Annotated in this window: 14 protein-coding genes; 9 read left to right on the forward strand and 5 right to left on the reverse strand. The window is 61.9% G+C overall.

All coding sequences use genetic code 11. From position 1 onward, the window contains the following. Positions 1 to 105: 105 nt before the first annotated feature. Together xdhC and guaD are read left to right on the forward strand one after the other, a co-directional pair. Positions 106 to 963 (forward strand): xanthine dehydrogenase accessory protein XdhC, encoded by an 858-nt coding sequence (gene xdhC, locus CAF73_RS19520; protein ID WP_085703542.1) that lies wholly within the window; start codon positions 106 to 108, stop codon positions 961 to 963. Between the two features lie 13 nt (positions 964 to 976). After that, entirely contained in the window at positions 977 to 2,281 is a 1,305-nt protein-coding gene (guaD, locus tag CAF73_RS19525) for a guanine deaminase (RefSeq protein ID WP_085700231.1), read from the forward strand. A 192-nt stretch (positions 2,282 to 2,473) separates the two neighbouring features. Here guaD and CAF73_RS19530 read toward each other — a convergent pair whose 3' ends face one another. Beyond that, positions 2,474 to 3,238 carry a GntR family transcriptional regulator gene (locus CAF73_RS19530; RefSeq protein WP_007952027.1) on the reverse strand — a complete coding sequence of 255 codons (765 nt, stop codon included), beginning with the start codon at positions 3,236 to 3,238 and terminating at the stop codon, positions 2,474 to 2,476. 347 nt (positions 3,239 to 3,585) lie between these two features. Here CAF73_RS19530 and CAF73_RS19535 point away from each other — a divergent pair, with 347 nt between their 5' ends. Then, complete coding sequence (locus CAF73_RS19535) at positions 3,586 to 4,776, forward strand: benzoate/H(+) symporter BenE family transporter (RefSeq protein ID WP_085700232.1); 1,191 nt, start codon at positions 3,586 to 3,588, stop codon at positions 4,774 to 4,776. Between the two features lie 40 nt (positions 4,777 to 4,816). On the opposite strand, the gene CAF73_RS19540 is transcribed toward CAF73_RS19535, so the two are convergent. Continuing rightward, positions 4,817 to 5,158: a YggL family protein gene (locus CAF73_RS19540; protein WP_085700233.1), complete on the reverse strand. Its 342-nt coding sequence runs from the start codon at positions 5,156 to 5,158 to the stop codon at positions 4,817 to 4,819. A 234-nt stretch (positions 5,159 to 5,392) separates the two neighbouring features. On the opposite strand from CAF73_RS19540, the gene dacB reads away from it, so the two are divergent. After that, positions 5,393 to 6,853, forward strand: a complete 1,461-nt coding sequence (gene dacB, locus CAF73_RS19545; RefSeq protein WP_085700234.1) for a D-alanyl-D-alanine carboxypeptidase/D-alanyl-D-alanine-endopeptidase — start codon at positions 5,393 to 5,395, stop codon at positions 6,851 to 6,853. A 196-nt stretch (positions 6,854 to 7,049) separates the two neighbouring features. Here the strand turns inward: dacB and CAF73_RS19550 are convergent, their stop codons facing one another. Together CAF73_RS19550 and rlmKL are read right to left on the reverse strand one after the other, a co-directional pair. Beyond that, positions 7,050 to 9,434, reverse strand: coding sequence for a diguanylate cyclase (locus CAF73_RS19550; RefSeq protein WP_085703543.1), 2,385 nt, complete (start codon positions 9,432 to 9,434; stop codon positions 7,050 to 7,052). A gap of 146 nt (positions 9,435 to 9,580) precedes the next feature. Beyond that, positions 9,581 to 11,851: a bifunctional 23S rRNA (guanine(2069)-N(7))-methyltransferase RlmK/23S rRNA (guanine(2445)-N(2))-methyltransferase RlmL gene (gene rlmKL / locus CAF73_RS19555; RefSeq protein ID WP_085700236.1), complete on the reverse strand. Its 2,271-nt coding sequence runs from the start codon at positions 11,849 to 11,851 to the stop codon at positions 9,581 to 9,583. Positions 11,852 to 12,381: 530 nt separating this feature from the next. Between rlmKL and rmf the strand changes: the two genes are divergently transcribed. After that, positions 12,382 to 12,597, forward strand: coding sequence for a ribosome modulation factor (gene rmf, locus CAF73_RS19560; protein ID WP_003223300.1), 216 nt, complete (start codon positions 12,382 to 12,384; stop codon positions 12,595 to 12,597). A 259-nt stretch (positions 12,598 to 12,856) separates the two neighbouring features. Here rmf and CAF73_RS19565 read toward each other — a convergent pair whose 3' ends face one another. Continuing rightward, a complete protein-coding gene (locus CAF73_RS19565) occupies positions 12,857 to 13,876 on the reverse strand; it encodes a quinone-dependent dihydroorotate dehydrogenase (protein WP_085700237.1) in 1,020 nt (339 codons plus the stop codon). Between the two features lie 222 nt (positions 13,877 to 14,098). On the opposite strand from CAF73_RS19565, the gene CAF73_RS19570 reads away from it, so the two are divergent. The 4 genes from CAF73_RS19570 to CAF73_RS19590 all read left to right on the forward strand — a co-directional run bounded on the left by CAF73_RS19570 (position 14,099) and on the right by CAF73_RS19590 (position 19,133). Next, positions 14,099 to 15,310, forward strand: coding sequence for a CmpA/NrtA family ABC transporter substrate-binding protein (locus tag CAF73_RS19570; protein ID WP_085703544.1), 1,212 nt, complete (start codon positions 14,099 to 14,101; stop codon positions 15,308 to 15,310). 15 nt (positions 15,311 to 15,325) lie between these two features. Next, positions 15,326 to 15,901 carry an ANTAR domain-containing response regulator gene (locus CAF73_RS19575; protein WP_085703545.1) on the forward strand — a complete coding sequence of 192 codons (576 nt, stop codon included), beginning with the start codon at positions 15,326 to 15,328 and terminating at the stop codon, positions 15,899 to 15,901. 342 nt (positions 15,902 to 16,243) lie between these two features. After that, entirely contained in the window at positions 16,244 to 17,455 is a 1,212-nt protein-coding gene (locus CAF73_RS19585; RefSeq protein ID WP_085690197.1) for a NarK/NasA family nitrate transporter, read from the forward strand. Between the two features lie 7 nt (positions 17,456 to 17,462). After that, positions 17,463 to 19,133, forward strand: a complete 1,671-nt coding sequence (locus tag CAF73_RS19590; RefSeq protein ID WP_085703546.1) for a bifunctional protein-serine/threonine kinase/phosphatase — start codon at positions 17,463 to 17,465, stop codon at positions 19,131 to 19,133. The last annotated feature ends 197 nt before the right edge of the window (positions 19,134 to 19,330 follow it).

Genomic DNA, 19,330 nt, shown 5'->3' on the forward strand with positions numbered 1-19,330 from the left:
CGACGCTCTGCGTCGCATCCTGAACAGCGGACGCGGAGCGTCCAGTGATGCATTCCCACGCGACGGTTCGACGCCTCGACGTGGGAACGATCTGAGAGGTGAGATATGTACAACTGGATCGACGCCCTCGCCGACCTGCAGAACCAGGGCGAACCCTGTGTTCTGGTGACGATCATCGAAGAGCTCGGCTCGACGCCGCGCAATGCCGGCTCGAAAATGGTCGTCAGCGCCCGCCAGATGTTCGACACCATCGGTGGCGGGCACCTGGAATACAAAGCCATGCAGATCGCTCGCGAGATGCTCGCCAGCGGCAAGCAGGACACCCATCTGGAGCGCTTCAGCCTCGGCGCCAGTCTGGGCCAGTGCTGCGGCGGCGCGACGGTGCTGCTGTTCGAACCGATGGGCCAGGTGCAGGCGCAGATCGCCGTGTTCGGCGCCGGTCATGTCGGTCGCGCACTGGTGCCCTTGCTCGCCAGCCTGCCCTGCCGGGTGCGCTGGATCGACTCCCGGGAGGAGGAATTCCCCGAGCAGATTCCCCACGGCGTGCGCAAAATCGTCGCCGAAGAGCCTGTGGATGAAATCGACGACCTGCCCGCCGGCAGCTACTGCATCGTCATGACCCACAACCATCAGTTGGATCTGGAACTCACCGCAGCGATCCTCAAGCGCAACGATTTCACCTGGTTCGGCCTGATCGGCTCGAAAACCAAACGGGCCAAGTTCGAACATCGCCTGCGTGACCGTGGTTTCGACGCCAGCGTCCTGCAACGCATGCGCTGCCCGATGGGCATCGGTGAAGTCAAAGGCAAGTTGCCTGTAGAAATCGCCATCTCCATCGCCGGCGAAATCATCGCCACCTATAACGCCAATTTCGGCCAGCACACCGCCAGTGCCGAACCGATTGCCAAACTGCTGCCGGTTTCCCGGCGCAGTCAGGCCGCCACACTCAAAGCCTCAAACTGATTAGAGAACCCTCATGCCTCTGACTCGCAAAGCCTACCGCGCCGCCATCCTGCACAGCATCGCCGACCCTGCCGAGGTCGGCATCGAAGCCTCCTACGAGTATTTCGAGGATGGCCTGCTGGTGGTCGATGGCGGCAAGATCAGCGCCCTCGGCCACGCCAGCGAACTGCTGCCGACCCTGCCGGCGGACATCGAGATCACGCATCACAAGGATGCGCTGATCACCCCGGGCTTCATCGACACCCACATCCACCTGCCGCAGACCGGCATGGTCGGCGCCTATGGCGAGCAACTGCTGGACTGGCTGAACACCTACACCTTCCCTTGCGAAAGCCAGTTCGCCGACAAGGCCCACGCCGATGAAGTGGCGGACATCTTCATCAAGGAACTGCTGCGCAACGGCACCACCACCGCGCTGGTGTTCGGCAGCGTGCATCCGCAATCGGTGAACTCGTTCTTCGAAGCGGCAGAGAAGCTGGATCTGCGGATGATCGCCGGCAAGGTGATGATGGACCGCAACGCGCCGGACTACCTGACCGACACCCCGGAATCGAGCTACGTCGACAGCAAGGCGCTGATCGAGCGCTGGCACGGCAAGGGCCGTCTGCACTATGCCGTCACCCCGCGATTCGCCCCGACCAGCACCCCGGAACAGCTGACGCTCGCCGGTCAGTTGCTCAGCGAATACCCGGATCTGTACATGCAGACCCACATCAGCGAAAACCTCAAGGAAGTCGAGTGGGTCAAGGAGCTGTTTCCGGAGCGCAAGGGCTATCTGGACGTCTACGATCACTACCAATTGCTCGGCGAGCGCTCGGTGTTCGCCCACGGCGTGCATCTGTGCGACGACGAATGCGCACGCCTGGCGCAGACCGGTTCGGCGGTCGCGTTCTGCCCGACCTCGAACTTCTTCCTCGGCAGCGGCCTGTTCAACCTGCCGATGGCCGAGAAGCACAAACTGAACGTCGGGCTCGGGACTGACGTCGGCGGCGGCACCAGTTTTTCGTTGCTGCAAACCCTGAACGAAGCCTACAAGGTGATGCAGTTGCAAGGCGCACGCCTGAGCCCGTTCAAGTCGCTGTACCTCGCCACCCTCGGTGGCGCGCGGGCCCTGCGTCTGGAAGACAAGATCGGCAACCTGCAACCGGGCTCCGACGCCGACTTCCTGGTGCTGGACTACAACGCCACGCCGCTGATGAGCTATCGCTTGAAGCAGGCCAACAACATTGCTGAAACGCTGTTCGTGCTGATGACCCTGGGCGATGACCGCACCATAGCTCAGACCTACGCGGCGGGCGCGCTGGTGCACCAGCGCTAACTGATTGCTCGATTGTTCCCACGCTCTGCGTGGGAATGCCTCTGGGGACGCTCCGCGTCCAGTGACGCGGAGCGTCACGGGCTGAATTCCCACGCGGACGGTTCGACGCCTCGACGTGGGAACGATCAGGAGAGCAAAAAAATCCCCCGGCACTTTGCAGTCCGGGGGATTTTTATTGCCTGTCGATTCGCCTCAGAGCTTGACCGCCGGCCGCCCCGGCTTCTTGGTCTGCAACAGGTGCGAGAACACTGCATGCAGATCGTCCGAAGCGCTTTCTTCGTCGAGGTTGAGCTTGCTGTCGATGTGATCCATGTGATGCATCATCAGGTCCACTGCCAGCTCGCCGTTGCGCGCTTCGATGGCGTCGATCAACTGGGTGTGCTCGTCGTAGGAACAGTGCGAACGGTTGCCGCTTTCATATTGGGCGATGATCAGCGACGTTTGCGAAACCAGGCTGCGCTGGAAACTGATCAACGGCGCATTCTTCGCTGCCTCGGCCAGTTTCAGGTGGAATTCACCCGAGAGACGGATGCCGGCGCCGCGATCGCCACGGGAGAAGCTGTCGCGCTCGTCGTTGACCATCTGGCGCAATTCGGCGATCTGCTCGGCGGTGGCGTGTTGCACGGCCAGCTCGGTGATCGCGCGCTCCACCAGACGCCGGGCGAGAAACACCTGACGCGCCTCTTCAACGCTCGGGCTGGCGACGACCGCGCCACGGTTCGGCCGCAACAGCACCACGCCTTCATGGGCCAGACGCGAGAGCGCGCGGCGAATGATGGTGCGGCTGACCCCGAAAATTTCCCCCAGCGCTTCTTCGCTCAACTTTGTGCCGGGCGCCAGGCGCTGTTCGAGGATGGCCTCGAAGATATGCGCATAGACGATGTCGTCCTGGGTTCCGCTGCGGCCGGCTTTGCCTGCTCGCGGTTGTTTCTTGAGGGGTTGCAACTGTTCGTTCATGGGCACTCGAGTCGGGAAGAACGGCGGCGAATTGACCGTGACTGTAATACGGCACAGTGGGTCGCTGGCAAGTATCGCGTAAAAAACAGCGCGATTGTACACAATGGAAGGTGGCAACACGACTGTACGGCTGTTTGTGGCTTTGGCTGTATTGCAACGCTTCGTTACGTTTGAGTTTAGGCTTGATCGCAGAATCCGCGATCCCTGTGGGAGCGAGCTTGCTCGCGATAGCGGTTGGACATTCAACTCCAATGTCGACTGTTCCGCCGTCATCGCGAGCAAGCTCGCTCCCACAAGGGTTTCGCATAGCAGCAAATATCTTCATTGGTACAAGGAATACCGCTGTCATGAACGAAATTACCCACACCCGACTGCGCCCGCTGGCGGACACTTCGCCCTCCGCCATCGTCGCCGGGTTCATCGCGATGATGACCGGCTACACCAGTTCGCTGGTGCTGATGTTCCAGGCAGGGCAAGCGGCGGGCCTGACCAGCGGGCAGATTTCTTCGTGGATCTGGGCGATCTCCATCGGCATGGCGGTGTGTTCGATCGGCCTGTCGCTGCGTTATCGCACGCCGATCACCATCGCCTGGTCGACGCCCGGCGCGGCGCTGTTGATCACCAGCCTTGGCGGCGTGACCTATGGCGAAGCGATTGGCGCCTATATCACCTGCGCGGTGCTGGTGACCATTTGCGGCTTGACCGGCAGCTTCGAACGGCTGGTGAAAAAGATCCCGGCCTCCCTCGCCGCGGCGCTGCTGGCAGGGATTCTGTTCAAGATCGGCAGCGAAATCTTCGTCGCCGCGCAGCACCGCACCGGCCTGGTGCTGGGGATGTTCTTCACTTATCTGATCGTCAAACGCCTGTCGCCCCGTTATGCGGTGCTCGCTGCGCTGCTGATCGGCACCGCGCTGTCGGGCGTCATGGGGTTGCTGGACTTCAGCGGTTTTCACCTGGAGGTGGCGACACCGGTCTGGACCACGCCGCATTTTTCCCTGGCCGCGACCATCAGCATCGGCATCCCGCTGTTTGTGGTAGCGATGACCTCGCAAAACATGCCCGGCATCGCCGTATTGCGGGCCGATGGCTACAACGTTCCGGCCTCGCCGCTGATCACCGCCACCGGCATCGCGTCGCTGTTGCTGGCGCCGTTCGGTTCCCACGGCATCAACCTCGCAGCGATTAGCGCGGCGATCTGCACCGGGCCGCATGCCCATGAGGATCGCAACAAACGCTACACGGCAGCCGTGTGGTGCGGGATTTTCTACGGGATTGCCGGGGTGTTCGGCGCCACATTGGCGGCACTGTTTGCCGCACTGCCCAAGGAGCTGGTGCTGTCGATTGCCGCTTTGGCCCTGTTCGGCTCGATCATCAACGGCTTGAGCATCGCCATGACCGAAGTGAAGGAGCGGGAAGCGGCGCTGATCACCTTCATGGTCACGGCGTCGGGGCTGACGCTGTTTTCCATCGGTTCGGCCTTCTGGGGGATTGTCGCGGGGGTGTTGACCTTGCTGATCCTCAACTGGCGAAAGGCATAAAAAAACGGCGACCTTCGGGTCGCCGTTCTTCATTTCGGAATCAAGCCTTGTTGATCGGCTTTTCCGGATACCAGACGTCCAGCAGCGGGCTGATTTCAGTCTTGGTCAGCTCGGTGCGGGTTTTCAGCCAGGCTTCCACGGCAGCGCGCTGCTCTTCGGAAACCGAACCACGCTTCTGCAGGCAAACCAGACCGAAGCCTTCGCCGCCGACATAGCCCAGACCATTGGCGTCCATGGCTTCTTTGATGAAGGCTTCGAGGAAAGCATCAATGGCTTCTTCGGACAGATCTTCTTTGAAGTCCAGGTTCAGTTCGAAACCCAGCTCTTGAAATTCATCGACGCACAGTTTTTTGCGCAGACGCTGGGAACGGTTAGTCGCCATTGGAACAATCCTCTTAAGTAATAACGGCCGGCACTTTACCAGTTTAAGGCGGCGATTGCCCGCCTATCCGGGACGTGCGTACGACCGCCTGTAAAAAAATAACGAATTGACGCCCTTGCGAAAGGCACAAGCTGTTACACCTTGGGGCATAATGCCGACACTTTCATGACCACTGAGGGCCTTTTCATCCATGTCCTCGTCTTTTTTCCCCTCGGCTGTAGGGTTTTATTTCATATGATCAAATCGTTGCGTCCTCTGCTCCTGGCCGGCCTTCTTCTCCCCTTGGCCCTGCCCGTCTCCGCTGCCACCATCAACACCGCCCTGACCCCCAACGTCGAAAAAGCCCTCAAGGCCAGCAAGCTGCAGCCCACTGCCCTGTCGCTGGTGATGGTGCCGCTGGACGGTCCGGGCACGCCGACCGTGTACAACGCCGACGTGTCGGTCAACCCGGCCTCGACCATGAAGCTGGTCACCACTTACGCGGCGCTGGAAATGCTCGGCCCCAACCACCAGTGGAAAACCGAGTTCTACACCGACGGCGACCTTAACGGCGGGATTCTCAACGGCAACCTCTACCTCAAGGGTGGTGGCGATCCGAAACTGAACATGGAAAAACTCTGGCTGCTGATGCGCGACCTGCGCGCCAACGGCGTGACTCAGGTCACCGGTGATCTGGTACTGGATCGCAGCTTCTTTGTGCAGCCGCAACTGCCGGAATTCAACGATGACGGCAACGACGAGAACAAGCCGTTTCTGGTCAAGCCGGATTCGCTGCTGGTCAACCTCAAGGCCCTGCGTTTCGTGGCCCGCAATGACAATGGCCGGGTGTTGATCTCGGTCGAGCCGCCGATTGCCAGCATCAATATCCAAAACACCGTCAAGGCACTCAATTCCAAACAATGCACCGGCGGCGTGCGCTACAACCCGGTGCCGCAGGCCGATGGCAGCGTGACAGTGACCGTGGCCGGCCAATTGGGCGAAGGCTGCAGCTCGCAGACTTATCTGTCGCTGCTCGACCACGCAACCTACACCGCCGGCGCCGTGCGGGCGATCTGGAAGGAACTGGGCGGCAGCATCCAGGGCAAGGATCGTCTGGCCCCGACCCCGAGCAGCGCCAAAGTGCTGGCCCGGGCGTTCTCGCCGGATCTGGCGGAAATCATCCGCGACATCAACAAATACAGTAACAACACCATGGCTCAGCAACTGTTCCTGAGCCTGGGCCAGAGATTCCGCAACGACGCCGATGGCGATGACGCCAAGGCTGCGCAACGCGTGGTCCGTCAGTGGCTGGCGAAGAAAGGCATCACCGCGCCGCACCTGGTGATGGAGAACGGCTCCGGTCTGTCGCGTTCCGAGCGAGTCAGCGCCCGGGAAATGGCCAACATGCTGCAAGCGGCCTGGCACAGCCCATATGCTGCCGAATACATCAGCTCGCTGCCGATTGCCGGCACCGACGGCACCATGCGCAAACGCCTGAAGACCACCGCGATGCGCGGCGAAGCCCACGTCAAGACCGGTACCCTGAACACCGTACGGGCGATTGCCGGCTTCAGCCGCGACGTCAACGGCAACACCTGGGCGGTGGTGGCGATCCTCAACGACAAGGCCCCGTTCGGCGCCTCGTCGGTGCTGGATCAGGTGCTGCTGGATCTGTATAAACAGCCGCGGACGCCGCAGACCGCTTCGGTTTTGTAACCCTGTAAATGATTGCTCCCACGCTCTGCGTGGGAACAATCATCACAGCCGAAACTGCCGCCCCCCCCCCAAAAAACCTGATTGTTCCCACGCTCCGCGTGGGAATACAGCCCGTGACGCTCTGCGTCACTGGACGCGGAGCGTCCCCGGAGGCATTCCCACGCAGAGCGTGGGAACGATCAGGTGGCAGAGGGGCTCAGTTCATCTGCCGCTCGACCCGATCCCGTCCGCCCTGCTTCGCCGCGTACACCCCGGAATCCGCCCGTAGCAACAGCGCGTCCGCGCCCTCTCCCGGTCGCCAGCTGGCAATCCCGAAACTGGCCGTCACCACCCCCACCACGTCGATCGGCGCACTGCGCAGGCTGTGCCATAACTCTTCGGCCAGCATGAGGGCGTGATCACCGTCGATGTCCGGGCACAGCACCATGAACTCCTCGCCGCCCAACCGGCAGAACACGTCGGTACGCCGCAGACGATGGCCGATGCGCTCGCAGACCGCCTGCAACACGCGGTCGCCCACCGCATGACCGTACTGATCGTTGATCCGTTTGAAGTGGTCGATGTCGAGCATGATCACCGACAACTCACCACCGCCACGCTCTACACGCGCCATTTCGGTGGTCAGGCGCTCCTGGAAATAGCGCCGGTTGTGAATCCCGGTCAGAGCGTCGGTCACCGACAATGCACGCAACTCTTCTTCGACGCGCTTCAGATCGGAGATGTCGGAAATGTAACCGTGCCACAGCACGCCGCCGCCCGGCAGTTCCTCCGGGGTCGCCTCGCCACGAACCCAGCGCAGGCCGCGTTCGGGCAACTGCACGCGGTATTCCTCGCGCCACGGACTGAGGTTGTCCGCCGAGGCGCGGATCGACTTGCGCACACGACTGACGTCCTGCGGATGGATGCGGGTGAAGATCGCTTCGGCGTTGAGCAGCAGCACGTCCGGCTCCAGCTCGTAGATTTCGCGAATCCCGTCGCTGGCGTAGATCACACTGAAGCGCCCGTCGAACTCCATTTTGAATTGATAGATCCCGCCGGGAACGTGGGCGCTGAGCTTCTTCAACAGCACGTCCCGTGCGGCCAGCGCTTCGTGCACGCGCTTGCGCTCGGTGATGTCGATGCAGATCGCCAGGTGTCCGACCCACAGCCCCTGCTCGTCCAGCACCGGTGTGGCAAGCATGTTCACCGGCAGGTGGCTGCCATCCTTGCGTACCAGCGTCCACTCCCGCGCTTCGTGCCCGCCGACTTCGCCGCCCTCCACCAGCATCGCCTGACAGGTCGGAATGACCTTGCCATAACGGGTGCTGAGCTCCGCCGCACGAGCCACCAGTTCCCGGGGAAAGTGCAGGTTTTCCAGGGTCATGTGGCCGACCACTTCGTTGCTGTGATAACCGAGCATCTGCTCGGCGCCGGGGTTGAAGGTGTTGATCACGCCGCGCAGATCGGTGGCGATGATTGCAACCTGGGTTGCCGCGTTCAGCACCCCGCGCAGCTGGCCGTGAGTGCCGCGCAGTTCCTGTTCACGCTCATGCAGTTCCTGAGTGCGCAACTCGACCATGCGCAACGCGCGCTGGCGCTGACTGACCAGCACATAAAGCAGCGCGCTCAGCAGGAGACTGAGCAATCCGCCCAGCACCACCACGCTGCCAACCGACGAATGGTTGGCCTGCATGAACGCTTCGCTGGGAAGAATATCCACCTGATAGTCGTGATCGGCCATGCGCACCAGCCGGGTGGCGGACAGATCGCTTGGCGCCGGTTCATTGGTCGACTCGAACAACACTTCATGTTGATCGCTGTTGGACAGATCGAGAATGCGCACTGACAGATAGTCATTGAGTGCGTCCGGCAAGCCGTCCGCCAGCAGTTGACGCATGCTGATCACTGCCATCACATAACCGAAAGAGACGTTTTCGCCCTGACGAACCACTGGCGCGACCAGCAGGACGCCGCGTGCATAAGCCGGCTCGATAGACACCAGATGCATCGGCTGCGACACCGCCAGACCGTGGAGCTGGTCAGCCCGTTCAAGGGTCGATCGGCGCAACGGTTGCGCCAGCAAGTCATACCCCAGCGGCGAGCCGAGCCGACTCTGGGTCTGGCTGTACACCACCACGACGTATTCATCGCGAGCCGCGGCCAGTTGCAGTTCGCCGCGTGCATTGAGTTCGCGCACGCTGAAGGTGGTCAGGCCCTCGTCTCGCACCTGTTTCTCGAACGCTGCACGCTCGGCGCCGCTCACCCGCAAGGCGAACGAATAGGCCTGGGTGCGCAGTAATAAAGGTCGGGTGTAGCCGTCGAATTCGGCGCGGGACACCGATTCGGAGTTGGCGAAGAACCGTCGCAGGCCATCGAGGCGTTGCTCCTGATCCTGAAAGCGTTCTTCGATGCGGCTGTAGCGCTCGTTGGCCAGTAGCTGAAAGCGTTGGCGCAACTGGCTGTGAAACTGATTGAGGGTGCCCCAGGCGAGCAGCCCCGTGAGAATCCCGCCGGCGAGCAATACCAGCAGCGCGACCAGCCAGGCCGAGACTTCTTCGCTGATAAAACCCAATATCTTCGGGCGCACGGGGTGCAACGACATAAAAGCCACTCACTACGTCAGCATCTGCGGGAAAAACCCCATCGGCCGTGTGTGAGTTATAGCTATTAGCCACTAATTTGGCTAGCTCTGGACGGATCCAAGAGCCTTTAAAAATCAAGGCTCTGTGGATCCAATTTTGCAGAGTGTCAACGAGCCGTGATTTTCCAGGCGCGATGGATCTTGCCGTTGCGGGCGAAATCCGGGTCGATGGTGCTGGCGGTGATTTCCTCGACCGCGTAACGCTCGGCCAGGTTGTCCTCGAGCTGGAACTTGCGGAAGTTGTTGGAGAAGTACAACACCCCGCCCGCTGCCAGGCGCGCCATGGCCAGGTCGATCAACTGCACCTGGTCACGCTGTACGTCGAAGATGCCTTCCATGCGCTTGGAGTTGGAGAAGGTCGGCGGATCGATGAAGATCAGGTCGTACTCTTCGCGGCAGTTTTCCAGCCACGCCATCACATCGCCCTGCTCCAGACGGTTCTTGTCGGAGAAGCCGTTGAGCGACAGGTTGCGACGCGCCCAGTCGAGGTAGGTTTTCGACAGGTCGACGCTGGTGGTGCTGCGCGCGCCGCCCTTGGCCGCGTGTACGCTGGCGGTCGCGGTGTAGCAGAACAGGTTGAGGAAGCGCTTGCCGGCGGCCTCTTTCTGGATCCGCATGCGCATCGGCCGGTGATCGAGGAACAGTCCGGTGTCGAGGTAATCGGTGAGGTTGACCAGCAACTTCACGCCGCCCTCGGTCACTTCATTGAACTTGCCCTGGGCCGCCTGACGCTCGTACTGCCTGGTGCCGCTCTGACGCTCGCGGCGCTTGACCACCACGCGGCTCTTGTCGATGTTCAGCGCCTGAGGGATGGCCGCCAACGCATCGAACATGCGGATCGAGGCCTTTTCCGGGTCGATCGACTTCGGCGCGGCGTACTCCTGAACGTGCACCCAGTCGTGGTACAGGTCGATGGCCATCGCGTATTCCGGCATGTCCGCATCGTAGACGCGGTAGCAATCGATGCCTTCGCGCTTGACCCACTTGCCCAACGCCTTGAGGTTCTTTTGCAGGCGATTGGCAAACATCTGCCCGCCTTCGCTCAGGCGCGGCTGCTCGATCACTGGCGCGGGGGCCGGCGTCGGTTTGATCGGATTGCCGTTCTTGTTGAACTTGCGCTCTTGCGGCTCGTTCGGCGTCTGGTCGTAAGCGGCTTGCTCGCGCTCGGCCTGGCGTTGCTCCGGAGTACGGCGCTCGCCGGTGACGAACTGATCCGGCAGGACTTTGATCAACAGCAGCTTGCACGGCAGTGCGCCGTTCCAGAACGAATACTGTTTGTGGCTGCGGATGCCCATGCGCTTGCCAAGGTCCGGTGCGCCGGTGAACACCGCCGCCTCCCAGTTCAGGCAGGCCTGACGCAGACGCTCGCCAAGGTTCTGGTAGAGGTACAACAGGCTGGCTTCATCACCCAGACGCTCACCGTACGGCGGGTTGCAGATGACCAGACCTTTCTGGTTCTGGTCCGGACGCGGTTCGAAGGTCGCGACTTCGCCCTGATAGATCTTGATCCACTCGCTCAGGCCGGCGCGCTCGACGTTGTTGCGGCCTGGCTGAATCAGCCGTGGGTCGGCTTCATAACCACGGATCCACAGCGGTGGTTTGGCCAGACCGGCGGCGGCGCGCTCGACGGCTTCTTCGTGGAGCTTTTTCCACAGCGCCGGTACGTGACCGAGCCAGGCGGTGAAGCCCCATTGCTCGCGACGCAGGTTCGGCGCCATATCGGCGGCGATCATGCCGGCTTCGACCAGGAACGTGCCGACACCGCACATCGGGTCAGCCAGCGCGCCACCTTCGGCGGCAATGCGCGGCCAGCCGGAACGGATCAGGATCGCGGCCGCGAGGTTTTCCTTCAGCGGCGCAGCGCCCTGCTGCAAGCGGTAGCCGCGCTGGTGCAGGCTGTGGCCGGAAAGGTCGAGGGACAGAATCGCTTCGCCGCGATCCAGACGCAGGTGAATGCGCAGGTCCGGGTTGAGCTTGTCGATGCTTGGTCGGTCGCCCTGCGGGGTGCGCAGTTTGTCGACGATGGCGTCCTTGACCTTCAGGGCGCCGAAGTGAGTGTTGTCGATGCCTGAACCGTGGCCGCTGAATTCCACGGCCAGGGTGCCGTCGGCCAGCATGTGATCCTGCCAGTCGAGGTCGAGTACGCCGTGGTACAGGTCTTCGGCGTTTTTCATCGGGAAACGCTTGAGCACCAGCAGCACCCGGTTGGCCAGACGCGACCAGAGGCACAGACGATAAGCGGTTTCCATGGTCGCCATGCCACGCACGGCGGAGGTGTGTTCGCGGGCCTCTTCAAGGCCAAGCCCGACGGCTTCCTCGATGAGCAGGCCTTCAAGGCCTTTGGGGCAAGTGAGGAAGAGTTCGAAACGGTCGGACATGGTTTTTTCACAGCCTTTGGCTAATGAACCGGCAACGCATTGCCGGTCCGGTTTTCAATCAGGCGCTTTTCTACAAGAACGCCCGCGTGGCACGAAGGTGTGCCGTTCCATCCCCGCTGCTCGGGTTAAAAGAGCTTAGATGCCGGGACAGATAAAGAAGTTGAAGCAACAAAATGACTCAAAGCAACCCTTCGTCGAATAGTAACCCAGCGTAAACGTGGGTCATTCTCACTAAAGGATTAACCTCATCATCCAGCGCGGGGCCGATCATACCGGGGTTTGGCCAATAAACACTGGATAAATACGCGGTTACTTATGGCCATAGCATCTTTTTCGTTACGTCCTTATGACAAAACGGTCATTCCATCGATGTGACTCATTGGTTAGAACTGCACACAGGTTGACGTCGCAACGGCGTCAACACCTTGGCTCGCCACGCCGGCAGCGAGCCGCCAACGGCAGAGTTTTTCTGCCAGACCTCAATTGAGGTCGACGCGACAAAAACAGTCAACAAGTGAGGGAAACACCCTATGAGAAGACTTAAGCGTGATCCGTTGGAAAGAGCTTTTTTGCGCGGATATCAATATGGCGTTGGTGGCAAATCCCGTGAGCTTTGCCCATTTACTCTACCGTCGGTACGTCAAGCCTGGATCAACGGCTGGCGAGAAGGACGCGGCGACAACTGGGACGGTATGACCGGCACTGCGGGAATCCACAGACTCAACGAACTTCACGCCGTCGGCTGACACAGGGCACTTATTGCGACACGACAATCTGATTTCGTAAAAACCTGATCACCATGCACGTCCTTCCCGGACGGCGGGCCACGGCCCAGGGGCTCCTTCGAGGAGCCCTTTTTTATGCCTGCCACATTATTTATGCCATACACAAAACCTGTGGGAGCGACGGTGCGACGACTCGACTTGCTCGCGATGGCGGTGCATCAGTCACACGAAATGTTGACTGAACGGACGCCATCGCGAGCAAGCTCGCTCTCACAAAGGATCAGCGTTTGGCGGCGATGGCGTCCACCGATTCGCGGATCAGCGCCGGGCCCTTGTAAATGAAGCCGGAATAAATCTGCACCAGGCTCGCGCCGGCAGCGATCTTCTCGGCCGCATGCTTGCCTTCGGTGATGCCGCCCGCCGCGATGATCGGCAGCTTGCCGCCCAGCTCGGACGCCAGCACCTTCACGGTGTGGGTGCTCTTCTCACGCACCGGAGCGCCGGACAGACCGCCCGCCTCGTCACCGTGTTCCATGCCTTCGACACCCACGCGGCTGAGGGTGGTGTTGGTGGCGATCACCGCGTCCATCCCGGTTTCGATCAACGCCTGGGCGACTTGCGCGGTTTCTTCGTCGGTCATGTCCGGCGCGATCTTGATCGCCAGCGGTACATGTTTGCCGTGGCGCAGGGCCAGTTCGGCGCGGCGGGTGGCCAGGTCTGCCAGCAATTGCTTGAGCGAATCGCCGAATTGCAGGCTGCGCAGGCCCGGAGTGTTCGGCGAACTGACGTTGACCGTGACGTAACTGGCGTGGGCGTAGACCTTGTCCAGGCAGATCAGATAGTCCTCAACCGCGCGCTCGACCGGGGTGTCGAAGTTCTTGCCGATGTTGATCCCCAGCACGCCCTTGTATTTGGCCGCCGCCACCCGCGCCAGCAGGTTATCCACACCGAGGTTGTTGAAACCCATGCGATTGATGATCGCCTCGGCTTCCGGCAGGCGGAAAATCCGTGGTTTCGGGTTGCCCGGCTGCGGGCGCGGGGTCACGGTGCCGATTTCGACAAAACCGAAACCCAGCTGCGCGAAGCCGTCGATGGCCGCGCCGTTCTTGTCCAGACCGGCCGCCAGACCGACAGGGTTCGGGAATTGCAGGCCCATGACATTCACCGGCAGCGACGCCGGAGCCTTGCACAGCAAGCCGTTGAGGCCCAAACGCCCGCCCGCGCCGATCAGATCCAGCGACAGATCGTGGGAGGTTTCCGGGGAAAGTTTGAACAACAGCTGACGGGCCAGGGTGTACATGGGCGGCTATGACTCGGGCGGCGAAAAGAGGCGGCGATTATAGCCGGGCATCGCCCCAGCGCGCGAGGCGCACGGGTAAATCCGTGCGCATGGCATATGCCTTGCACCTTCCCCGGCATCAGCCCGCAGGCCAATGGTGGCGTGCAGGCAAGGACAATGGCGTCGTCTCTCGGTTTTGCGCGGGCAAAGCCTGGGACGACGTTTTTTTTGAGGGTAGCTTTTATGACTCTAACCTCCGCCGGGCCGCTGGCCTGGGTCAACGGCAGCGATGCCCCGGAAAAAAGCGCGATCAACCTCGGCTTCATGGCCTTGAGCGACTGCGCCTCGCTGGTGGTCGCCGCCACCCAGGGCTTTGCCCAGCCTTACGGCCTGACCCTGAACCTCAAGCGCCAAAGCTCCTGGGCCAACCTGCGGGACAACCTGGTCAGCGGCGAACTCGATGCCGCCCACAGCCTCTACGGCCTGATCTACGCGGTGCACCTGGGCATCGGCGGTGTCGCGCCGACCGACATGGCGGTGCTGATGGGCCTGAACCAGAACGGTCAGAGCCTCAACCTGTCCCACGGTTTGCAGGGCCTGGGCGTGACCGGTCCTGAAGCACTGCACCGGCATGTGCACCAAACCCGCGCAAAACTGACCTTCGCCCAGACCTTCCCGACCGGCACCCATGCCATGTGGCTTTATTACTGGCTGGCGAGCCAGGGCATTCATCCGTTGCAGGATGTCGACAGCGTGGTCGTGCCGCCGCCGCAAATGGTCGCGCACTTGCAAGCCGGACGCATTGATGGCTTCTGCGTCGGCGAGCCGTGGGCGGCCAGCGCCGTACAGCAGGATCTCGGCTTCACATTGGCGACAAGCCAGACCATCTGGCCCGATCACCCGGAGAAAGTCCTTGGCTGCACCCGCGCCTTCGTCGACCAATATCCCAACACCGCCCGCGCGCTGGTGATGGCGATCCTCGAGGCCAGCCGCTTCATCGAAGAAAGCCCGGAAAACCGCCGCAGCACCGCCCAGTTGCTGAGCGCGGCAGAATACCTCGACGCCCCGCTGTCCTGCATCGAACCGCGCTTTCTCGGCGACTACGACGATGGCCTCGGTCATCGCTGGCAGGATCCGCACGCGCTGCGTTTTCATGGCGATGGCGCGGTGAATCTGCCGTACCTGTCAGATGGGATGTGGTTCATGACCCAGTTCCGCCGCTGGGGTTTGCTGCGCGATGACCCGGACTACCTCGCCGTCGCCCGTCAGGTGCAACAACTGGAGATCTATCGCGACGCGGCGACTGCCATGGGCGTCGCGGCCTGGGGCAAGGACATGCGCAGCAGCCAGTTGATCGACGGCAAAATCTGGGACGGCAGCGACCCGGCCGCCTATGCCCGAAGCTTCAAGCTGCACGCGCTGAGCGACAGCGCGCCCCTTCTCGCCCAGCGCTGACAGGAGACCGCGAACATGCTGCGCATTCTGCTGATCAACGACACCGCGAAAAAAGTCGGACGCCTGAAAGCCGCGCTGACCGAGGCCGGTTTCGAGGTGATCGACGAGTCGGGTCTGACCATCGACCTGCCGGCGCGCGTCGAAACGGTGCGTCCGGACGTAATCCTGATCGATACCGAGTCACCGAGCCGCGATGTAATGGAGCAAGTGGTGCTGGTCAGCCGCGATCAGCCCCGGCCGATCGTGATGTTCACCGACGAACATGATCCTGGCGTGATGCGTCAGGCGATCAAGTCCGGGGTCAGTGCCTACATTGTTGAAGGCATTCACGCACAACGCTTGCAGCCGATTCTCGATGTGGCCATGGCCCGCTTCGAAAGCGATCAGGCCTTGCGCGCCCAGCTACAGGCCCGCGACCAGCAACTGGCCGAGCGCAAGCGCATCGAACTGGCCAAGGGGTTGCTGATGAGAATGAAGGACTGCAACGAAGAAGAGGCCTACACCCTGATGCGCCGCCAGGCCATGAGTCGTCAGCAGAAACTGATTCAGGTCGCTGAACAGATCATTGCCATGAGCGAGTTGCTGGGCTGAAGTGCTCCCCCACATTGATCGTTCCCACGCTCCGCGTGGGAATGCAGCCATGGACGCTCCGCGTCCGCTTCTGAACGTGACGGATGCGTTTGCACGCAAAGCGTGGAAACAAGCCACACCGATCTGGCACAAATCTCGCTAAGCATTACGCACAGGTAACCAACGGCGGTTGCCCCACCCACGACAAAGACGTCGCTCACCTTCTTCGCCCCCTTCGGCGATCCGGGTAGCGGCGTTTTTGCGTTTTGGCCCCACAGCCCGGGGCCGGTGGTGCGGCCGTGGCGGCGCCCCACTGTGCTGGTTCTGACTCCTTCTCGAGATTCTCTACAGCTGAGGTGCGCGATGAATAAAAGCTTCTGGAAATCCGGCCACACCCCGACTCTGTTCGCGGCCTTCCTGTATTTCGACCTGAGCTTCATGGTCTGGTACTTGCTCGGCCCGCTGGCGGTGCAGATTGCCGCCGACCTGCATCTGACTACCCAACAGCGCGGGCTCGTGGTGGCGACGCCGATTCTGGCCGGCGCGGTGCTGCGCTTTGCGATGGGCATGCTCGCCGATCGCCTGTCGCCGAAAACCGCCGGGCTGATCGGCCAGGTGATCGTGATCTGCGCGCTGCTCGGCGCCTGGAAACTCGGCATCCACAGTTATGAACAGGCTTTGCTGCTTGGCCTGTTCCTCGGCATGGCCGGCGCCTCGTTCGCTGTGGCCCTGCCGCTGGCCTCGCAGTGGTATCCCCCGGAGCATCAAGGCAAGGCGATGGGCATCGCCGGGGCGGGCAATTCCGGCACCGTGTTCGCGGCGTTGATTGCCCCGGTTTTGGCGGCGGCGTTCGGCTGGAGCAATGTGTTCGGTTTCGCCCTGATTCCGCTGATCCTGACCCTGGTGCTGTTCGCCTGGCTGGCGAAGAACGCGCCCGAGCGGCCGAAAGCCAAATCCATGGCCGACTATTTCAAGGCCCTGGGTGATCGCGACAGCTGGTGGTTCATGTTTTTTTACAGCGTCACCTTCGGCGGCTTCATCGGCCTGGCCAGCGCCCTGCCCGGCTACTTCAACGATCAATACGGCCTGAGCCCGGTGACCGCCGGTTACTACACCGCCGCCTGCGTGTTCGGTGGCAGCCTGATGCGTCCACTGGGCGGCGCGCTGGCTGACCGTTTCGGTGGCATCCGCACCCTCTTGGCGATGTACACGGTTGCAGCGGTTTGTATAGCAGCGGTCGGCTTCAACCTGCCAAGTTCCTACGCGGCGCTGGCACTTTTCGTCTGCACCATGCTCGGCCTCGGCGCAGGTAATGGCGCGGTTTTTCAACTGGTGCCGCAGCGTTTCCGTCGCGAAATCGGCGTGATGACCGGGCTGATCGGCATGGCCGGTGGCATCGGCGGGTTTGCCCTGGCGGCAGGCATGGGCGCGATCAAACAGAGCACCGGCAGCTATCAACTGGCGCTGTGGTTGTTCGCCAGCCTTGGCGTATTGGCGTGGTTCGGTCTGCACGGTGTCAAACGTCGCTGGCGAACCACTTGGGGTTCGGCGGCCGTGACCGCTGCCCGGGTCTGAGGCCCGAATGGCTCTGCAACTGAGTTTCGCCGAAGCCAGCGCCACCGGACCACGCGCGGAAAACCAGGACGCCTTGCGCCTGGTCACGCCGGCCCCGGCGCTGGCTGCGAGCAAAGGTTTTCTGTTCGCCATCGCCGACGGCGTCAGCCAGTGCGCCGATGGCGGGCTGGCCGCGCGCTCGACTTTGCAGGCACTGGCGCTGGATTACTACGCCACCCCGGAAACCTGGAGCGTGGCCCAGGCCCTCGATCGTCTGTTGCTCGCACAAAACCGCTGGTTGCAGGCCAACGGTGGCGGTCAGCCGCTGCTCACCACGATCAGTGCACTGGTCCTGCGTGGCCGGCGGTTTACCCTGGCGCACGTCGGTGATTGCCGGGTCTATCGCTGGCACGCCGAGACCTTGCAGCGGATCAGCGAGGATCACGTCTGGGATCAGCCGGGCATGCAGCACGTGCTCAAGCGCGCACTGGGACTGGATCAGCATCTGGTGCTGGATTTTCTCGACGGCGAACTGCGTGACGGCGAATGTTTCGTGCTGCTCAGTGATGGCGTGTGGGCAGCGCTCGGCGACACCGCTATCGCCGCAATTTTGCGCGATCAGCCGGACCTGCACAGCGCTGCGCAAACACTGGTCAACGCTGCGCACCTGGCCGGCAGTCAGGACAACGCCAGTGCGCTGTTGGTGCGGGTAGATGCCGTCGGGGAGGCCAGCCTTGGCGATGCGCTGGTTCATTTGCAGCAGTGGCCTCTGCCCCCGCAGTTGAAACCGGGTCAGGTTTTTGAAGGCTGGCGGGTTCAAGAGGTTATAGGGCGCAGCCAACAATCGTTGCTGTATCGAGTGCTCGATGGTCAGGGCCAGACCTGGCTGTTGAAAACTTTGCCCGCACAATGGGCGGACGATGCCCAGGCCGGCCAGGCCTTGCTGACGGAAGAATGGTTTCTCAAACGCGTCGCCGGGCGGCATTTTCCTGAAGTCCATAGCGCCGGACAGCGTCAGCATTTGTACTACGTGATGCGTGAATATTCGGGGACAACCCTGGCGCAGTTGTTTGAACAACGCGGCCCGCTGCCACTGGCTCAATGGCAGGATCTGGCCGAACGTCTGCTGCGGGCAGTCGGCCTGTTGCATCGACGGCAGATCCTGCACCGCGACATCAAACCGGAAAACCTGCATCTGGGGGACGACGGCGAGCTGCGCCTGCTGGATTTCGGCCTGGCGTATTGCCCCGGCCTGTCGCAGGACGCACCGTCGACCTTGCCCGGAACCCCGAGCTACATCGCGCCGGAAGCCTTTCAAGGCGTAGCACCCAGCGCGCAACAGGATCTGTATGCGGTGGGCGTGACCTTGTATTTCCTGCTCACCGGGCACTTTCCCTATGGCGAGATCGAAGCCTTCCAGCGCCCGCGTTTCGGGGTGCCGGTGAGTGCCGGGCGATATCGCCCGGATCTGCCGGAGTGGCTGGCGCAGTGTCTGGAGCGCGGTGTGGCGGCCGATCCCTTGCAACGCTATGAAACCGCCGAGGAATGGCTGCTGACTCTGGAGCAAGGTGAGCGCCGCAGCCTGAACGTACGCCCTCGCCCCTTGCTGGAACGCGAGCCGCTGAAGGTCTGGCGGACTTTGGCGTTGCTGGCGTTGCTGGGCAATCTGGTGCTGCTGTTTCTGTTGTTTCATGGCTGATGCGGCGCTCCATAAACGGGCGTGCCGCTTCCATTCAGTGCAAAAACCACAATGAACATCTGGCCAATTCCTGCATTACCCCAGTGAATTCGCGGCTTACCGCGACTTGGCACAGCCACTGCATTAACGTTTTCAACTGACATAAAAGCCCGACCTTCAACGACGAAGGCCGGGCTTCCCGAGAGAACGGGACAAGG

It is taken from the genome of Pseudomonas sp. B15(2017) (assembly GCF_002113215.1).
Lineage (GTDB): Bacteria > Pseudomonadota > Gammaproteobacteria > Pseudomonadales > Pseudomonadaceae > Aquipseudomonas.

Excerpts from the sequence above, each read along its gene's own strand:
- dacB (WP_085700234.1), top strand. The coding sequence starts at position 5,393 with ATGATCAAATCGTTGCGTCCTCTGCTCCTGGCCGGCCTTCTTCTCCCC.
- CAF73_RS19535 (WP_085700232.1), top strand. The coding sequence starts at position 3,586 with ATGAACGAAATTACCCACACCCGACTGCGCCCGCTGGCGGACACTTCG.
- xdhC (WP_085703542.1), top strand. The coding sequence starts at position 106 with ATGTACAACTGGATCGACGCCCTCGCCGACCTGCAGAACCAGGGCGAA.
- rmf (WP_003223300.1), top strand. The coding sequence starts at position 12,382 with ATGAGAAGACTTAAGCGTGATCCGTTGGAAAGAGCTTTTTTGCGCGGA.
- CAF73_RS19540 (WP_085700233.1), bottom strand. The coding sequence starts at position 5,158 with ATGGCGACTAACCGTTCCCAGCGTCTGCGCAAAAAACTGTGCGTCGAT.
- CAF73_RS19570 (WP_085703544.1), top strand. The coding sequence starts at position 14,099 with ATGACTCTAACCTCCGCCGGGCCGCTGGCCTGGGTCAACGGCAGCGAT.
- guaD (WP_085700231.1), top strand. The coding sequence starts at position 977 with ATGCCTCTGACTCGCAAAGCCTACCGCGCCGCCATCCTGCACAGCATC.
- CAF73_RS19575 (WP_085703545.1), top strand. The coding sequence starts at position 15,326 with ATGCTGCGCATTCTGCTGATCAACGACACCGCGAAAAAAGTCGGACGC.
- rlmKL (WP_085700236.1), bottom strand. The coding sequence starts at position 11,851 with ATGTCCGACCGTTTCGAACTCTTCCTCACTTGCCCCAAAGGCCTTGAA.
- CAF73_RS19565 (WP_085700237.1), bottom strand. The coding sequence starts at position 13,876 with ATGTACACCCTGGCCCGTCAGCTGTTGTTCAAACTTTCCCCGGAAACC.
- CAF73_RS19530 (WP_007952027.1), bottom strand. The coding sequence starts at position 3,238 with ATGAACGAACAGTTGCAACCCCTCAAGAAACAACCGCGAGCAGGCAAA.
- CAF73_RS19585 (WP_085690197.1), top strand. The coding sequence starts at position 16,244 with ATGAATAAAAGCTTCTGGAAATCCGGCCACACCCCGACTCTGTTCGCG.
- CAF73_RS19590 (WP_085703546.1), top strand. The coding sequence starts at position 17,463 with ATGGCTCTGCAACTGAGTTTCGCCGAAGCCAGCGCCACCGGACCACGC.
- CAF73_RS19550 (WP_085703543.1), bottom strand. The coding sequence starts at position 9,434 with ATGTCGTTGCACCCCGTGCGCCCGAAGATATTGGGTTTTATCAGCGAA.